At 67.1% G+C, this 16,112-nt stretch carries 13 protein-coding genes; 10 read left to right on the top strand and 3 right to left on the bottom strand.

Going from position 1 to position 16,112, the window contains the following annotated elements:
• The first annotated feature begins 38 nt into the window (after positions 1 to 38).
• Positions 39 to 2,687: an alanine--tRNA ligase gene (alaS, locus tag IFJ75_RS00955; protein WP_207870716.1), complete on the top strand. Its 2,649-nt coding sequence runs from the start codon at positions 39 to 41 to the stop codon at positions 2,685 to 2,687.
• Between the two features lie 36 nt (positions 2,688 to 2,723).
• On the opposite strand, the gene IFJ75_RS00950 is transcribed toward alaS, so the two are convergent.
• The gene (locus tag IFJ75_RS00950) at positions 2,724 to 6,296 is read right to left on the bottom strand and encodes an ABC transporter permease/M1 family aminopeptidase (RefSeq protein WP_207870715.1); all 3,573 of its coding nucleotides are present in this window, start codon (positions 6,294 to 6,296) and stop codon (positions 2,724 to 2,726) included.
• A gap of 12 nt (positions 6,297 to 6,308) precedes the next feature.
• On the bottom strand, positions 6,309 to 7,190 hold the full coding sequence (locus IFJ75_RS00945) for an ABC transporter ATP-binding protein (protein ID WP_207870714.1): 882 nt from the start codon (positions 7,188 to 7,190) through the stop codon (positions 6,309 to 6,311).
• 143 nt (positions 7,191 to 7,333) lie between these two features.
• On the opposite strand from IFJ75_RS00945, the gene IFJ75_RS00940 reads away from it, so the two are divergent.
• Positions 7,334 to 8,005 (top strand): DUF1345 domain-containing protein, encoded by a 672-nt coding sequence (locus IFJ75_RS00940; RefSeq protein ID WP_207870713.1) that lies wholly within the window; start codon positions 7,334 to 7,336, stop codon positions 8,003 to 8,005.
• Between the two features lie 292 nt (positions 8,006 to 8,297).
• The gene (locus IFJ75_RS00935; protein ID WP_207870712.1) at positions 8,298 to 9,857 is read left to right on the top strand and encodes a DEAD/DEAH box helicase; all 1,560 of its coding nucleotides are present in this window, start codon (positions 8,298 to 8,300) and stop codon (positions 9,855 to 9,857) included.
• A 128-nt stretch (positions 9,858 to 9,985) separates the two neighbouring features.
• Here IFJ75_RS00935 and IFJ75_RS00930 read toward each other — a convergent pair whose 3' ends face one another.
• Entirely contained in the window at positions 9,986 to 11,290 is a 1,305-nt protein-coding gene (locus tag IFJ75_RS00930; RefSeq protein ID WP_207870711.1) for an OmpP1/FadL family transporter, read from the bottom strand.
• Positions 11,291 to 11,636: 346 nt separating this feature from the next.
• Between IFJ75_RS00930 and radC the strand changes: the two genes are divergently transcribed.
• The 7 genes from radC to IFJ75_RS00895 all read left to right on the top strand — a co-directional run bounded on the left by radC (position 11,637) and on the right by IFJ75_RS00895 (position 16,077).
• Positions 11,637 to 12,377 carry a RadC family protein gene (gene radC, locus IFJ75_RS00925; protein ID WP_225897074.1) on the top strand — a complete coding sequence of 247 codons (741 nt, stop codon included), beginning with the start codon at positions 11,637 to 11,639 and terminating at the stop codon, positions 12,375 to 12,377.
• Entirely contained in the window at positions 12,374 to 13,366 is a 993-nt protein-coding gene (locus tag IFJ75_RS00920; RefSeq protein WP_207870709.1) for a N(4)-(beta-N-acetylglucosaminyl)-L-asparaginase, read from the top strand. Before radC ends, IFJ75_RS00920 begins: the two co-directional genes overlap by 4 nt.
• A 71-nt stretch (positions 13,367 to 13,437) precedes the next feature.
• The gene (locus IFJ75_RS00915; RefSeq protein ID WP_207870708.1) at positions 13,438 to 13,956 is read left to right on the top strand and encodes a GNAT family N-acetyltransferase; all 519 of its coding nucleotides are present in this window, start codon (positions 13,438 to 13,440) and stop codon (positions 13,954 to 13,956) included.
• A 74-nt stretch (positions 13,957 to 14,030) separates the two neighbouring features.
• A complete protein-coding gene (locus tag IFJ75_RS00910) occupies positions 14,031 to 14,273 on the top strand; it encodes a BolA/IbaG family iron-sulfur metabolism protein (protein ID WP_207870707.1) in 243 nt (80 codons plus the stop codon).
• A gap of 4 nt (positions 14,274 to 14,277) precedes the next feature.
• Positions 14,278 to 15,207, top strand: coding sequence for an aldo/keto reductase (locus tag IFJ75_RS00905; RefSeq protein ID WP_207870706.1), 930 nt, complete (start codon positions 14,278 to 14,280; stop codon positions 15,205 to 15,207).
• A 78-nt stretch (positions 15,208 to 15,285) separates the two neighbouring features.
• Positions 15,286 to 15,645, top strand: a complete 360-nt coding sequence (gene grxD / locus IFJ75_RS00900) for a Grx4 family monothiol glutaredoxin (protein WP_207870705.1) — start codon at positions 15,286 to 15,288, stop codon at positions 15,643 to 15,645.
• A 6-nt stretch (positions 15,646 to 15,651) separates the two neighbouring features.
• Positions 15,652 to 16,077: an acyl-CoA thioesterase gene (locus tag IFJ75_RS00895; RefSeq protein ID WP_207870704.1), complete on the top strand. Its 426-nt coding sequence runs from the start codon at positions 15,652 to 15,654 to the stop codon at positions 16,075 to 16,077.
• Positions 16,078 to 16,112 lie beyond the last annotated feature (35 nt).

The following is a 16,112-nucleotide window of genomic DNA, read 5'->3' as shown; positions in this document are numbered from 1 at the left end:
GGGGCCCCTTCGACGCCGCCCGAGATCAAGACCCGACCATGACCACCACCCTGAAGCAGATCCGTTCGACCTACCTCGACTTCTTCGCGGCCGACGGTCACACGAAGGTCCAGTCGGCCCCGCTGGTGCCGCAGAACGATCCCACGCTGATGTTCGTCAACGCGGGCATGGTGCCGTTCAAGGATTACTTCACCGGCGCCGCGACGCCCCCCTATCCGCGCGCCACCAGCTCTCAGAAATGCGTCCGTGCGGGCGGCAAGCACAACGATCTGGACAACGTCGGCTATACGGCGCGCCACCTGACCTTCTTCGAAATGCTCGGCAACTTTTCGTTCGGCGACTATTTCAAGGAACACGCGATCGACCGCGCCTGGAACCTGGTGACCAAGGACTTCGGCCTGGATCCCAAGCGCCTGCTGGTCACCGTCTATATCGACGACGATGAGGCCGCGGCGATCTGGAAGAAGGTCACCGGCTTCTCTGACGACAAGATCATCCGCATCGCCGGCTCGGACAATTTCTGGGCCATGGGCGACTCGGGTCCGTGCGGCCCCTGCACCGAAATCTTCTGGGACCACGGCGACAAGATCGCCGGCGGACCTCCCGGTTCGCCCGACGAGGACGGCGACCGCTATGTGGAGATCTGGAACAACGTCTTCATGCAGTTCGAGAAGGAGAACGACGAGATCGTTCGCAAACTGCCCAAGCCCTCGGTCGACACCGGCATGGGTCTGGAGCGGATGACGACCGTGCTGCAGGGCGTGCATTCGGTGTTCGAGACCGACCTGTTCAGGACCCTGATCGCGGCCTCGGAAGAGGCGACCTCGACCAAGGCGGCCGGCGAACAGGCCGGCAGCCACCGGGTCATCGCCGACCACCTGCGCTCGTCGTCCTTCCTGATCGCCGACGGGGTGACGCCATCGAACGAAGGCCGGGGCTATGTGCTGCGCCGGATCATGCGCCGCGCCATGCGCCACGCCCACCTGCTGGGCGCGACCGATCCCCTGATGCACCGTCTGGTGCCGACCCTGGTGTCGGAAATGGGCGAGGCCTATCCCGAACTGGGCCGCGCCCAGGCCTTCATCGAGGACACGCTGAAGCAGGAAGAGATCCGCTTCCGCACGACGCTGGGCCGCGGCATGGCCCTGTTCGACGCCGCCACCCAAGACTTCAGGCCCGGCGACATGCTGGACGGCCAGACGGCCTTCACCCTGTCCGACACCTATGGCTTCCCACTCGACCTGACCCAGGACGAGGCGCGCCGTCGCGGCTATTCGGTCAATGTCGACGGCTTCGAGGAAGCCATGGCCGAGCAGCGCGAGCGCGGCCGGGCTAACTGGAAGGGTTCGGGCCAGTCGGCCAACGCCGGCGAATGGCTGGCCCTGCGCGACCGCCTCGGGCCGACCGTCTTCACCGGCTATGACAGTGTCGACGCCTCGGGCGAGGTGCTGGCCCTGGTGCACAACGGCGAGTCCGTCGACCGCGTCGAAGCGGGCCAGACGGCCGAGATCGTCTTCGACCAGACCTCCTTCTACGGCGAGGGCGGCGGTCAGGCCGGCGATCAGGGCGAGATCGAATGGGCCGAAGGTTCGGGCACGGTGCTCGACACCCAGAAGCACGGCGGCGACCTCTATGCCCACCGCATCGAGATCACGGCCGGCACGCTGGAGATCGGGACCAGGGTCCAGCTGCGCGTCTCGCCCGAGAAGCGCCTGACCACCCGCGCCAACCACTCGGCCGCCCACCTGTTGCACGCGGCCCTGTCGCATGTGCTGGGCGCCCACGTGGCCCAGAAGGGCCAGATGGTCGACGCCGACCGGATGCGCTTCGACTTCAGCCACAACGCCCCGGTCACCGAGGCCGAGCTGGCCGCGATGGAGGATGAGGTCAACGCCGTCATCCGCCAGAACATCCCGGCGGAGACGAAGCTGATGACGCCCAAGGACGCCATCGACGCGGGCGCCGTGGCTCTGTTCGGGGAGAAGTATGGCGACGAGGTCCGCGTCCTGACGCTGGGCCGTTCGCTGACGGACGAGGCCAAGGCCTTCTCGGTCGAGCTGTGCGGCGGCACCCATGTGGCCCGCACCGGCGACATCGCCCTGTTCAAGATCGTGTCCGAGACCGGCGTCGCCGCCGGCGTGCGCCGCATCGAAGCCCTGACCGGCGAGGCCGCGCGTCAGTATCTGCTGAGCCAGGCCGGGGTGGCGAAGTCGCTGGCCCAGGGCTTCAAGGTCCAGCCGCAGGACGTGCCGGCCCGTGTCGAAAGCCTGCAGACCTCGGTCAAGGCGCTGGAGAAACAGGTCGCCGACCTGAAGAAGCAGCTGGCTTTGGGCGGCGGTTCGGGCGCCTCGGCGGCGCCGGAAGAGATCAACGGGATCAAGCTGATCGCGCGGGTTCTGGACGGTGTCGATGGCAAGGGTCTGCGCGGCGTCGCCGAGGACTTCCGCAAACAGGTCGGCTCCGGCGTCGTGGCCCTGATCGGCGTTACCGACGGCAAGGCGGCGGTCACCGTCGCCGCGACCTCGGACGTGACCGATCGCGTGAACTCGGCTGAGCTGGCCCGCGCGGCGGTGCTGGCGATGGGCGGTCAGGGCGCGGGCGGCAAGGCCGACTTCGCCCAGGGCGGCGCGCCGGACGGATCCAGGGCTGAGGACGGTCTGGCGGCGGTTAGAGCGGCGCTGGGCTGATCGAAGCAACCCTCTCCCAAAGGGAGAGGGTGAGCCTTACGAAACCGCCTTCACATTGTCATCGGACGTCCGGTCAATCCATTTGTTGTACGGATCGACGCCGGCGAAGGTCGGTTTGACCGCCGTGACGAAGCGGAAGGTCTGGACGCCCGAACGCAGGGGGCGGCGTTCCATCACCACCACCGACCGGTTGTCGAAGCCCTTCTTGCCCGGTTCGAGGGTGAACAGGCCGATGTCGATGCTTTCGTTCAACGGGGCCTCGGTCTCGACACCCTTGCCGCTGGCGTAGAGCTTCCTGGCCTCGACCGTCAGGGTCACGTCCCACTTGCCGTCGGCGCGACGCACCGCGCGGGTCGCCGTCGTCTTCAGGTCATAGAGGGTGACCTTCTCGAACAGGTCGGTGATCAGGGCCTGTTTGTCGGCAGGGGCGTTGGCGCGCAGGGCCGCGACGAGATCGACCGACCGCGCGTAGGGCGCCGAGTGGAAGGCGTAGCGCTGCAGCAGGGATTGAAGGGCGCGATTAACCGCCTCCTCCCCGATCTGGTCGCGCAGCAGGTACATGACCATCGCCCCCTTGCGGTAGTGGATGTATTGCTGGTTCTCGACCCGCTCGAGCGGCAGCTCCTCCAGACGCTCCACGCCGCGACCGCGCAGATAGGCGTCCAGCTCGTACTTGAGGAAGCGGCGAATCTGGCTGGGGCCGTACAGCTTTTCCATGACCATCAGGGCCGAATACTGGGCCAGGGTCTCGGACAGGGAGGTCGCCCCCTGCATGTCCGCGCCGATGATCTGGTGCGCCCACCATTGGTGCGCGAACTCGTGCGCGCCGACATAGGTGACGTAATCGACCTTCTCCGGATCGGAGACGTCGGCGATGAAGCCCAGGTTTTCGCTCCAGGCGAAGGTGTTCGGATAGGACTGGGCGAAGGAACCGTAGGGGAACTCGCTGATCCGCGCCTGACGGAACTGATAGGGCGAGAAGTGGGCGGTGTAATAGTCCAGCGAGGCGCTCAGGGCCTGCATCATCTTCGGCACGTTGCGGCCGTGCTGGGCGTCGTAATAGACGACCAGGTCGACGCCGTTGTGCGTCTGGCGCGCGATCTGGTAGCGGGCCGACTGGATCGACATGAAGTAGAGCACCGGCGCCTCGGTCACGAAGCGGACCGTGCGGCGGCCGTCTTTCGTGACGTCCGAGCGCTGATAGCCGGGCGCGATCGGGGTCTGGTCGGCGTCGGTGGTGACGGTGATGTCGGTATTGACCCAGTCGGCGCCGATATAGTTGCGGCGGGTGGCGGACAGGTCCTCAAGTTTCGCGGGACGCAGCTCGGGCGGCAGGCCGTATTTGCGGCGCTTGGCCCGGTCGGTCAGCAGGCCGCCGGAGCGGCTCATCCCGACGATGGGCGCGAACTCCATATTGTTCACGAAGGTCCCGTTGTCGGCGATCCGGGTCATGTTGCCGTCGTTCTTGAAACCGCGCTGCTCCAGAACGGTGTCGAAGCTGACGGTGCGGCGCTCGCCCGGCTGCATGGGGGTATCGAAGCGATAGATGCGGTAGTCGAATTCCTTCCACTCGCGCACCATCCGCGCGCCCTGAACGGTCAGGGTCTTCATCTGAAGATCGTCGTTCCAGCGCAGGTGCATTTCGCCCAGAGGCGCGCCGGTGTTGTTCTGGATCACATAGGAGCCATGGGTTTCCAGACGCGGGGCGTGGGGACGCAGGTCGAGGTCCAGCTTCACATCGACGATGGTCGGCTGGGGCGTGGTCTCGAAGCGCAGCAGGGTCTTCTCATAGTTCGCCGACAGCTTCTCTTCCGCGTCGCTGTTCCGGTAGGTGTTCCAGACATTGGTGTTGACGAAGATGAAGCCGCCCAGCCCCACGAAGGCGACCAGGGCCAGGGCGCCGACGACGCCCGCGGGGCCCTTCAGCCGATGCGGTAGACGCTCCAGGCGCGGCAGGTAGCGGGTCTCGGTCCCGCGCCGCCACAGGCCGTAGCCCAGCACCAGCAGAAGGGTCGCGCCCGCCGCCCAGTAGGCGCGGGTCCACAGGGCGAATTTCCAGAAATCGCCCTGGCCGTTCATGTCCGAGAGCTGCATGCCGACGCCGGTCCCGTAGTTGTACAGGACGTGGTCGAGGCCCAGGCTACCCATGACGATGGTCGAGATCAGATAGACCACCATGACCGCCCAGCCGACGAACTTGTTGGGCGACAGGGACTGAACGACGATGGCGAGAACCGCCAGGGTGGCGGCGCGGAACGTCCCGGGCAGGACGTACCACAGCAGGTATTTGCCGAGCTCGAAGTTGAAATAGCCCTTGAAGCTCTGCATCGCGACGCCGGCGATCACGCCGATGATCAGGATCGAGGCGAGGACCAGGATCAGGGCCAGGGTCTTGGGCAGGAGGAAGGTCCAGTCGGGCGTCGCCGAGGCGTCGACAAGCTCATGGGTCTTGCGGTCGCGGTCGCGCCAGACCAGTTCACCCGAATAGTAGATGGCCACGATCATGGTCACGAAGGTGAACGAGCCCAGGGCGGTGATCATGGTCCGCGTCACGGGCAGGACGGGGGTGCCGTACAGCTCGCCCGAGAACAGGGTCAACACGACGGCGAAGCCAAGGGCGAAGACCATCAGGATGACGAAGGCGATGCTCTTGAACACCAGGCCCATTTCAAAGACCGTTCGGGCGCGCAGCTGGGTCCAGCCGCTGGCCCAGCCGTGGCTGGCGGCCGGCAGGGCGCCGGTGATCGGCTCACGCTCCGGAGCGGCGGCGACGGTCTTGCGCAGGGCGTCGGCCTTGCTCGCCTTGGCGCCGCGCGCGGTCGGCTGGAAGAGCCAGTAGGTCGCGACGAGGACGCCGAAGCCGACGGCCGTCCAGATCAGCTTGTTCCAGAGGAAGACGCCGGTCAGGGGCAGGTTGATCGTGTTCTTCTCGGCCGGGGTCCAGTATTTGGTCGCCAGCTCATAGGCCGAAGAGCCGAGCGGCTCGGCCCAGGCCATGACGTGCTCATACTCGGGCTTGGAGCCCAGGACGCTCGAGGCGACCAGGTAGGAGATCAGCACTCCCACCACCCCGACATAGGTCGCCATCATCGACCGGGTCACGGTCGCCAGCATGAAGAACAGGGCCGATATCAGGAACAGAGGCGGCAGGCCCAGCACCGCATAGGCGTAGAGATAGTCCAGCGGCCGGAACGCCCCGATGGTCTCCCGATCGATCCAGGGCGCCAGGGTCCCGGCCAGCATGCCGAGGGGTACGCTGGCGAAGCACAGGGCGGTGGCCAGGAAGGCGCCGGTGAAGCGGCCGTACAGATAGTCGAAATTCGACATCCGCGTGGCCTGGACGATGGGCCCGAATCCCGACTGGACGTCGCGCACGATCACATTGGCCACGATGATCGTGGACCCGAGCATGAAGAACAGCGCCATCGAGATGTGGATCGCGGCCAGGAAATAGGGCGCGTTCTTGAAGACGTTGCCGCCGGCGCTGACGCTGACGTTCGGAATGGCCAGCATGCCGAAGCTCAACAGGGCGAACAGGATGGCGATGACCCAGAAGGCCGGCTGGCGCAGCTGGTAGCGGAATTCGAAGGCGGCGACTTTCGCGAACATGATCGGCCGCCCTTACGCCGGAACTTTGCGCGAGGCGGTCAGGGTGGCGAAATAGACGTCCTCCAGCCCGCCCGCGACGGGCTCGAAGCCCTCGCCGGGACGACGGTCGGACAGGACGTGGATGACGGTCTTGCCGGCGAAGAGGCGCGTGGAGATGACGTCGTAGCGGTCGCGCGCCTCCTTGAGCGCCTCCTTGTCGATGGTCTTCCTCCAGACGCGGCCCTCCATCTCCCTGATCAGTTCGAGCGGGGCGCCCTGGCGCTGGATCTTGCCGCCCGCCAGCACCGCCATGCGCGGGCACAGGTCGGCGACGTCCTCGACGATGTGGGTCGACAGGATGATCACGACATTGTCGGCGATCTCGGCCAGCAGGTTGAGGAAGCGGTTGCGCTCCTCGGGGTCGAGGCCGGCCGTGGGCTCGTCGACGATGATCAGTTTGGGATTGCCGATCAGGGCCTGGGCGATGCCGAAGCGCTGGCGCATCCCGCCCGAGAAGCCGGCCAGGGCCTTGTTGCGCACCGGCCAGAGGTTGACCTGTTGCAGCAGGCTTTCGACCGTCGCCTTGCGGTCCTTGCCCGAGGCGACGCCCTTGAGCACCGCCATATGGTCCAGCATGTCGTAGGCCGAGACGCGCGGATAGACGCCGAAGTCCTGGGGCAGATAGCCGAGGGTGCGGCGCAGCAGGTCCGGATCCTTGATCACGTCGATGCCGTCGAAATCGATCGAGCCCGAGGTCGGGGTCTGGAGCGTGGCGATCGAGCGCATCAGGGTCGACTTGCCCGCCCCGTTCGGGCCCAAGAGGCCGAACATCCCGGTCGGGACCTCCAGGCTGACGTCATCGAGCGCCTTGGTCCCGTTGCCGTAGACGTGGACGAGATTCTTGATCGACAGCATGTGACGCCCCTTTTCGCAGTGCGGAATACAGTCCTGAACCCTGCCCCGACTTTGTCAAGCGACCTTGTCACCGGCAGGCCCCCTCCGCAAGTTACCGACTTGTAAGGATGGTGTCGCGGCGCGGGCCGGACCACTATCGGCCCATGCCGTCGCCCAAACGCCTGATCCATCTGCACTGGACCCTGCTGCTCGCCCTGGCCTGCGCGATCGGGGTCGGCCTGCTGACGCCCGGCGACTGGCGCTGGCCGACGCGGATCGCCTCGGGCTGGGATGCGGGCGTCGGCCTGTTCCTTCTGGTCACCATGATCAAGCTGGCACGCATCCGCTCGGTGGACAAAATCCGGGAACGCGCCGCCGAACTGGACGATGCGGGCTCAGCCGTCCTGCCGGTCAGCTGGATCGCGGCCATGGCCAGTGTGGTCATCGTCCTCGGTGAGACCGCCGGCGCCCCGGCCAGCGAGGCCGCGTCCAGCGCCTTCCTGACCATCGCCACCGTGGCCCTGTCCTGGTGCTTCATCCACCTGATCTTCGCCGAACACTACGCCCACGGCTTCTATGGACCGGGCAAGACCGGCAAGGACGGCAGGGTCAGGGACCGGGGCGGGCTGGTCTTCCCGGGCGAGACCGAACCCGACTACTGGGACTTCATCCATTTCGCCCTGATCATCGGGGTGGCCTCACAGACCGCCGACATCCAGATCGCCGACCGCCAGCTACGCCGCATCTCCTCGATCCACAGTGTCACCGCCTTCGTGTTCAACACGGTGATCGTGGCCCTGGCGGTCAATTTCGCCGTCAGCCTTCTGGGTCACTGAAGACCGCAAAACGCCGTTCCGCCTTGACTTCGCCACATGAAGCGCCCATCTGCGCTGCGTCGCACAATTGCGACCCCCGGCGTTTCCAGCGCGTGTGGGTCTTCACCTCCCCTCGAAGACCTGTCTGTAGAAGTCGCCGGCCCTCAAGATTCATTCGCTGCCCGGACACGCGGGGCGGCGCCCGATCCACCCCGCAGGCTTCATCCAGAAGCTCACTCGGGACTGGCGGTGCGCGGCCCTTAAGGCGTTGAGCCATGGCTGATGCGCGTCGCCGCACGCGAAAGAAACGGCATTGACCACCAAGACCTTTGAATCCTTCGGCCTGAACAAGGCTTTGCTCCAGGCGTTGACCGCCGAGGGCTACACCACCCCGACCCCGATCCAGGCCCAGGCCATTCCTGACGTCATGCTCGGCAAGGACCTGCTGGGCATCGCCCAGACCGGCACCGGCAAGACCGCGGCCTTCGCCCTGCCGATCCTGCATCGCCTGGCCGAGAACCGCGTCGCCCCGGCGCCCCGCACAACCCGCACCCTCATCCTGTCGCCCACGCGCGAACTGGCCAGCCAGATCGCCGACAGCTTCAAGGCCTATGGCCGTCACCTCGGCTTCAAGGTCGCGGTGGTGTTCGGCGGCGTGAAATACGGCCCGCAGGAGCGCGCCCTGCAGGGCGGCCTCGACGTCCTGGTCGCCACCCCCGGCCGTCTGCTGGACCATATGCAGCAGAAGACCATCGACCTGTCCTCGACCGAGATCTTCGTCCTGGACGAGGCCGACCAGATGCTGGACCTCGGCTTCGTCAAGCCGATCCGCCAGATCGTCGCCCGCATCCCGGCCAAGCGCCAGAACCTGTTCTTCTCCGCCACCATGCCGACCGAAATCGGCAAGCTGGCCGGTGAACTGCTCAAGGATCCGGTCAAGGTCCAGGTGACGCCGCAATCGACCACGGTGCAGCGCATCTCGCAGTCGATCGTGCATGTCGAGCAGGGTCGCAAGCGCGCCTTGCTGACCGAGATGTTCGCCGATCCGGAGTACACGCGCTGCCTGGTCTTCACCAAGACCAAGCACGGCGCCGACAAGGTCGCGGCCTATCTGGAAGCCGGCGGCGTCCAGGCGGGCGCCATCCACGGCAACAAGTCCCAGCCCCAGCGTGAACGCACCCTGGCGGCCTTCAAGGCCGGCAAGCTGCGCGTTCTGGTCGCCACCGACATCGCCGCGCGCGGCATCGACGTCGACGGGGTCTCGCACGTCGTCAACTTCGAACTGCCCTTCGTGCCGGAAGCCTATGTCCACCGCATCGGCCGGACGGCCCGCGCGGGCAAGGACGGCACCGCCGTCAGCTTCGTCGCCGGCGACGAGATGAAGCTGCTGCGCGACATCGAGAAGGTCACCCGCCAGAAGATCCCGGCGACCGACCGCCGCAACGACAAGGCCCTGGGCCTGCTCGACCAGTCGATCATGGCCTCGGGCGTGGCCTCCAAGGCCTCCATGCCCGACGACGGCCGTGGCGATCGTCAGCAGCGCGGCCCGCGCAACCCGCGTCGCGACGGCGTCAAGTCCGAGCACGGCGGCCAGCCGCACCGCGTCCGCAAGTCGCGTGACGGGAGCGGCGCCCGCGGTGGCGGCGAGGGTCAACGCGACCGTACGCACCACAACGACCGCGGCGACCGTTCGGTCGCCTCGACCCAGCCCTTCGATCCGCTGGCCGCCGACCGCGCCCGCTCGGCCGCGAACGCCCAACGCCCCCAGGCCCCGCGTCCCGAGGGCCAGGCCAAGCCCGACGGCGAGTTCAAGCGCCGCCCGCGCGGCCGTCGCCCGTCCAACGGCGGCAAGGGCTACGCCGCCAAGGGCTAGTCCTTAGGCCTGACTGAAAGAAGCCCGCCCGGTTCGCGCCGGGCGGGCTTTTCAATGGCGACCGCACAGCAAAAAGGCCGGCCCCGCGAGGGACCGGCCTTTCTGTCGTCAGAGGCACCGTGGCTGGATCAGAAGGCCCAGCGCACGCCGACCGAGGCGCCGATGCCGTAGCCTTCGGCCGTACCGCGAAGGGTCGAGGTCGTCGCCGCCGCGGTGCCCGCGTAGGAGGTGTGCGAGCTGGCGATGTCGCTGTCCGAGAACGCGATATAGGTCAGGCCGGTGTCGACGGTCATCGAATCCGTGGCCTTGACCGAAACGCCGCCCGAGAACAGCCAGCGGTCGGCGTCCGGGATACGGGCGGTGCGCTCGTCGTCGCGGGTCGGGGTCGGGTCATAGCCGATGCCGCCGCGGAAGGTGACGCGGTCGTTGGCGACATAGTCGAAGCCGACGGCCCCGGTGGTCACATCCTTGTAGTCCTGGATGTAGGTGTCGCCGCCGGTCGTGGCGTAGCGGACGCGGATGGCGTCGAACTCGGACCAGCCGATGCGGTTGACCTGGGCGTTCAGGGTCAGCTTGTCGTTGACGGCGTAGCGAACCGAAGCCGAGGCGAACCACGGGGTGTTGAAGCTGGCCGTGCCCGAGCCGGTGTAGTTGCCGGCCGCGATCGGGCCCAGCAGGCCGGTGATGGCGACGTCGCCGTCCAGCTCATGTTCGATCTTGGAGCGGTAGCTCAGGCCGAAATTCCAGCGGCCGGTGTGGGCCTGGGCGCCGACGTTCCAGCCGTAGTCCCAGCCGTCGCCTTCCAGCGAGGAGTTGCCGTCGGCCAGCAGGGGCGAAAGGTTCGGCAGGGCCGAGGTCAGCTTGGCCTTGACGTACTGGGCGTCGACGCCGACGCCGAGGTCCAGCCAGTCGGTGACCTTCATGGCGCCGACGACGCTGACGTTGGCCGAGCGCAGCTCGGAGGTCAGGGCGTCATAGCGGGCGAAGGAGCCGGGCTGATATTTGGTGGTGAAGTTGTAGGGGGCTTCGACGGCCAGGCCGACGGCGAAACGATCGCCGATCGGGGTCGAGATGGCGAAGTTCGGAACGATGCCGCTCTCGATCGGGTCGCCGTTGTGCGCCTGGCCCTGGACCGGAACGGTCGTGCCGCCCGGATAGGTGATGGTCGAACCGGCGTTGTCAACGTCCGAATCGAGCAGCAGGCCGTGCATGCCGACATAGACCTCGCGGCCCGAACGGGCGATCGAGGCGGGGTTCCACCACATCGAGGAGACGCCGGTGTCGGCGGCTTCACCCGAATAGGCGCGGCCGGCGCCGCGTGCGGACTGTTCCTGCAGATAGAAGGAACCGGCCAGCGAAGGGGTGGCGACCGAGGCCAGCAGGGCCGCGGTCAGGGTCAGGCCGCCGAAGCGGGCGACGTTGGAAGCGTTCATGGAATTACCTTTTGCGGACGCCCCGGTTTCGCCCGGTGCGGCCCTGTTTCCTGGGGGATTTAAAAGGTCTGGGGAGGCCTTCGGTCCCGCAAATGCGCATTCAGGCAAACCGTTGCAACGGATTTGACGATTTTGTTTCAGACCGCCGTTAGATTGAACGTTTCAAGGGCAGACTGTGCCTCCGAAGTCGCAAAAATGGGCGATAACCACCGTTTCCGTAAGGGAAACATACACTGTGACGGTTGTTCGCCGACCCTTGATCGAAATGGTACAGCCGCTACCGTTCCTGACAACTTCCGGGAGCATCATCAGCTCGAATCCACGGGGCCGGGTCTTGAGCGACTTCATCGCCGACGACGACACGCCGCAAACAACCCCCGCGCGCGCCAAAAGTCGCAACTCGGGCCATCGCGAACGGCTGCGCGAGCGGGCGGCCAAGGGCGGGATCGACGCCCTGCCCGACTATGAGCTGCTGGAGATGCTGTTGTTCCGCAGCATCCCCTACCGGGACACCAAGCCCCTGGCCAAGGATCTGCTGGCCCGGTTCGGCAGTCTGGAAGGCATAGGGGCGGCGACCCACGAGGCGATCGACGACCAGGTCGCCCGATCCTTGTTGATCGTGCGCGGGAAGCTGTCGCGGGCGACGGCCCTGGACCTGCAGCTGATCTATGACGTGGCCCGGCGAGTGGCGCGCGAACCGGCGTCGAAGCGGCCGGTGATCTCGTCTTGGAGCGCCCTGCTCGCCTATGTCCGCGTCGCCCTCCAGCACGAGCCGAGGGAGCAGTTCCGCGTGCTGTATCTGGACAAGAAGAACCAGCTGATCCTCGACGAAATCCAGAACCGGGGCACGGTCGATCACGCCCCCGTCTATCCGCGCGAAGTGGTGCGCCGGGCGCTGGAGCTGTCGTCGTCCAGCCTGATCCTGGTGCACAACCACCCCTCGGGCGATCCGACTCCCAGTCGGGCCGACGTCGATATGACCAAACAGATCATCGCCGCTGGACGCGCGCTCAATGTCGAGGTTCATGATCATCTGGTGGTCGGCCGAGACGGCGTGGCCAGTTTCAAGCAACTGGGGCTGATATGAACCTTTCCCGCCGGGCCGTGCTGGCCGCTTCAGGCCTCGCGACGGTGGCGGGTAGCGCGCGGGCGGACACGCCCGCCCCTGCTGTCGTCGTCTCGACCTGGGACTTCGGCGCCGCCGCCAACGCCGAAGCCGTGAGGGCGCGCATCGCGGGCGGCTCGGGTCTGGACATGGTCGAGGCGGGCGCGAAAGTCCCCGAGGCCGATCCGACCAATCACTCCGTCGGCTTGGGCGGCTATCCCGACCGGGACGGCCATGTGACCCTGGACTCGGTGGTCATGGACCACGCGGGCAACGTCGGCGCGGTCGCGGCGCTGGAGGACATCGTCCACGCCGTCTCGGTGGCGCGGGCCGTGCTGGAGAAGACGCCCCACACCATGCTGGTCGGGGCCGGCGCGCGCAGCTTCGCCGTCGATCAGGGCTTCCCCCTGACCAACCTCCTGACGCCCGAGGCCGAGGCGGCGTGGAAGGAATGGCTGAAGACGGCCCAGTACGCTCCGCGCGTCAACAGCGAGAATACGGACTGGCGCTCGCAGCCCGGCGGTCCCGGCAACCACGACACCATCGGCATTCTTGGCATCGGTCCCGACGGCCATATGGCGGGCGCCTGCACCACGTCGGGCATGGCCTTCAAGATGCGCGGCCGGGTCGGCGACAGCCCCATCACCGGGGCCGGTCTCTATGTCGATGACGAGGTCGGGGCGGCGACAGCCACCGGCGTCGGCGAAGACGTGGTCCGGATCTGCGGCAGCCATTCGGTCGTCGAGGCCATGCGTCACGGGATGTCGCCGACCGAGGCCTGCCGGTCGGTGGTCGAGCGTCTGGCCCGGTTGCGCGGCGCGGCGATCAAGGACCATCAGGTCGCCCTTCTGGCCCTGTCGAAGACGGGCGTGGCGGGCGGCTGGGCCCTGCAGCCCGGCTTCACCTATGCGGTCACCGACGCGGCCGGGAACACGCGGATCGAACGGGCGGGGTCCTTCTTCGGCGCCTGACAGCCACACCCTGTCAATCCGGTGCGGCGGCGGGCTTTCTTTCCCGGCGTCGCGATGGAAGGAATGAGCGGATGACCATCCTGACCACCGAACGCATGATCCTGACCCCCGTGGCTGTCACGGATTTCAACGACCTGAAGGCAGTCTGGGCAGACGAGGCCTTCACCCGCGCCATCACCGGCCGGGCGCTGGGCGAAGAAGAGGTCTGGTTCCGCCTGTTGCGCGACCTGGGGCACTGGCAGGCCATCGGTCACGGCAACTGGGCGATGCGGTCGCGCGACACGGGCGCCTATGTCGGCAGCGTCGGGGTGCTGCACTATCTGCGCGAACTCGACACCCCGTTCGATGCGCCCGAACTGGGCTGGGGCGTGGCCACGGCCTTCCAGGGCCAGGGTCTGGCGCGCGAAGGGCTGGAGGCGGCGCTTCGCTGGGCCGATACGGTGATGAAGGCGCCGCGCACGGTCTGCATGATCTCGCCCGACAACGCCCCCTCGCTGAAACTGGCCGAGCGGGTCGGCTATCGCCCCTATGCCGACGGCTTCTACAAGGACCACCTCGTGCATCTGCTGGAGCGGCCCGCCGCGGTCTGACACCCGCGCCGCGTATGCGGGACATTAAGGTTTATCGGTCATTTTCCCTGCGAGAAGACCGCGAGACCGCCCGCATGCCCATGACCGTCGAAACGCTGCACGCCCATCTGGCGGAGGCCTTTCCCGACGCCGAGATCGCCATCGACGATCTGGCCGGCGACGGCGACCACTATCGCGCGCGCATCGTGTCCAACGCCTTCCAGGGCCTGCCGCGCGTGCGCCAGCACCAACTCGTCTACGCCGCCCTGAAGGGCAAGATGGGCGGGGAACTGCACGCCCTGGCGCTCGAAACCTCGATCCCCGCCGCAGGAGGCTGATCCCATGCGCTATCGCCCCTTCGGCTCCACCGGCGCCGCCATTTCCAACATCACCCTGAGCCTGGGCATCGACGCCGTCTCGCGCGGGCCCGAGGCCGCCGCCGAGCTGATCTATGCGGCGCTCGAGGCGGGCATCAACAGCTACCGGCTGGAAAGCGCCGACCCGGTGCTGGCCGAGGTCGTAGGCCACGCCCTGTCCTCGGTCGAACGCAAGCTGCTGATCGTCAGCCTGACCCTGGGCCGTCGCGACGGCCGCCGCCAGGACATGGACCGCGACTTCTCGGCCGAGGCCATCACCCACGCCATCGACCGGGCCCTGCACGTCTCCGGCCTGGGCTGGATCGACGTCGCCCTGCTGGAACGTCCGGGCGAGCACGAACTGCCCCAGTCGTCACTGAATGCGCTCAAGGCCCTGCGCCGGACCCAGCGCGTCCGCTTCCTCGGCGTCTTCGGCGACGACGAGGTGATGGACGCCTATGTCTCGACCGGCGCCTTCGACGTCATCGCCACCCCGTCCAACGTCAACTCCTCGTGGAAGGTGCGCGCCCGCATCCGCGCCGCCCAGGAGCAGGACATGGCGGTCATGGCCTATGACTATTTCCCCGAGGCCCTGAACTCCAGGAAGAAGGCCACGACCCTGAACGAGCCGAAGAAGGGTCTGTTCGGCTTCGGCGGGGGTCCGAAGCGGGCAAAGGACGATCCGCTGGCCGGCGCCGGCACCTTCGCCTTCCTGCACGAGACCCCGCACTGGGACGCCGAGTCGATCTGCCTGGCCCATGTCATGAACGATCCGGCCGTGGCCACCGTCCTGGTTCAGGCCCGCGACATTCCGCGGCTGGAGGCCCTGTCGAAGATCCCGGACCGCGACATGCCGCCCGGTCTGTCGGCCCAGATCGAAATGGCCCGGGTCGGCGCCGCCAACAAGGTCGCCTGAGCTGCGTCAAAGCGGCCTGCGGCCTTGACCCACGGGGCCTTCGTCCCTAGCTGACGGGCTGAACCAGAGGCCACTCCCATGACCGACCAAGTCGTTGCGCAAAGCGCCGATCCCGTCCACGCCTTCATCGCCCAGACGATCGCGGACCACGCTGTCGTCCTGTTCATGAAGGGCACGCCGGACCAGCCGCGCTGTGGCTTCTCGTCCCTGTCGGTGCAGATCCTCGACCAGATCGAAGCCCCCTTCGTCGGCGTCGACGTGCTTCAGGACGAAGCCCTTCGCGACGGCATCAAGGTCTTCACCGACTGGCCGACCATTCCCCAGCTCTATGTGAAGGGGGAGTTCATCGGCGGCTCGGACATCATCCGCGAGATGTTCCAGTCGGGCGAGCTCCAGGCCCTGCTGGCGGAAAAGGGCGTCGCCCTCGGTCAGGACTGACCCGACTTGGCGCGGGCGCCGCTCCAGCTGCGTGAGGATCGCGAGATCTTCACCGTGCCACTGGCCATCCTGCCCGAGCACATCGACGCCAACGGCCATGTGAACAATGTGGTCTATGTCGGCTGGCTGCAGGAAGTCGGTACGGCCCACTGGAACGCCCGGTTCGACGAGGCCGACCGAGCCAAATGGTCCTGGGTCGCCCTGCGCCACGAGATCGATTACCTGCGCGCGCTCCAGCCCGATGCGACCGTCGTGGCCCGCACCTGGGTCGGCGATCCGCAGGGACCGCGCTTCAACCGCTATGTCCGCATCGAGGACGGCGAGGGCCGGCTCTGCGCCCAGGGCGTCTCCGAATGGTGTCTGGTCGACGCCGCGACCCTGAGGCCTCAGCGGATTCCGGCAACGATGTTGCCCACGTTCGAGGCCCGTTAGACAAAACTTGTCGCGACAGGCGGGTTTGGCGCTTG

This window comes from Brevundimonas goettingensis, from assembly GCF_017487405.1.
In the GTDB taxonomy this organism is placed as follows: domain Bacteria; phylum Pseudomonadota; class Alphaproteobacteria; order Caulobacterales; family Caulobacteraceae; genus Brevundimonas; species Brevundimonas goettingensis.
Note: the sequence above shows the minus strand (reverse complement) of the source record. Positions and strands in the feature narration are given on the sequence as shown.

Coding starts and splice junctions, on each gene's coding strand:
- alaS (WP_207870716.1), top strand. CDS start 39: ATGACCACCACCCTGAAGCAGATCCGTTCGACCTACCTCGACTTCTTC.
- IFJ75_RS00950 (WP_207870715.1), bottom strand. CDS start 6,296: ATGTTCGCGAAAGTCGCCGCCTTCGAATTCCGCTACCAGCTGCGCCAG.
- IFJ75_RS00945 (WP_207870714.1), bottom strand. CDS start 7,190: ATGCTGTCGATCAAGAATCTCGTCCACGTCTACGGCAACGGGACCAAG.
- IFJ75_RS00940 (WP_207870713.1), top strand. CDS start 7,334: ATGCCGTCGCCCAAACGCCTGATCCATCTGCACTGGACCCTGCTGCTC.
- IFJ75_RS00930 (WP_207870711.1), bottom strand. CDS start 11,290: ATGAACGCTTCCAACGTCGCCCGCTTCGGCGGCCTGACCCTGACCGCG.
- IFJ75_RS00920 (WP_207870709.1), top strand. CDS start 12,374: ATGAACCTTTCCCGCCGGGCCGTGCTGGCCGCTTCAGGCCTCGCGACG.
- IFJ75_RS00915 (WP_207870708.1), top strand. CDS start 13,438: ATGACCATCCTGACCACCGAACGCATGATCCTGACCCCCGTGGCTGTC.
- IFJ75_RS00910 (WP_207870707.1), top strand. CDS start 14,031: ATGCCCATGACCGTCGAAACGCTGCACGCCCATCTGGCGGAGGCCTTT.
- IFJ75_RS00905 (WP_207870706.1), top strand. CDS start 14,278: ATGCGCTATCGCCCCTTCGGCTCCACCGGCGCCGCCATTTCCAACATC.
- grxD (WP_207870705.1), top strand. CDS start 15,286: ATGACCGACCAAGTCGTTGCGCAAAGCGCCGATCCCGTCCACGCCTTC.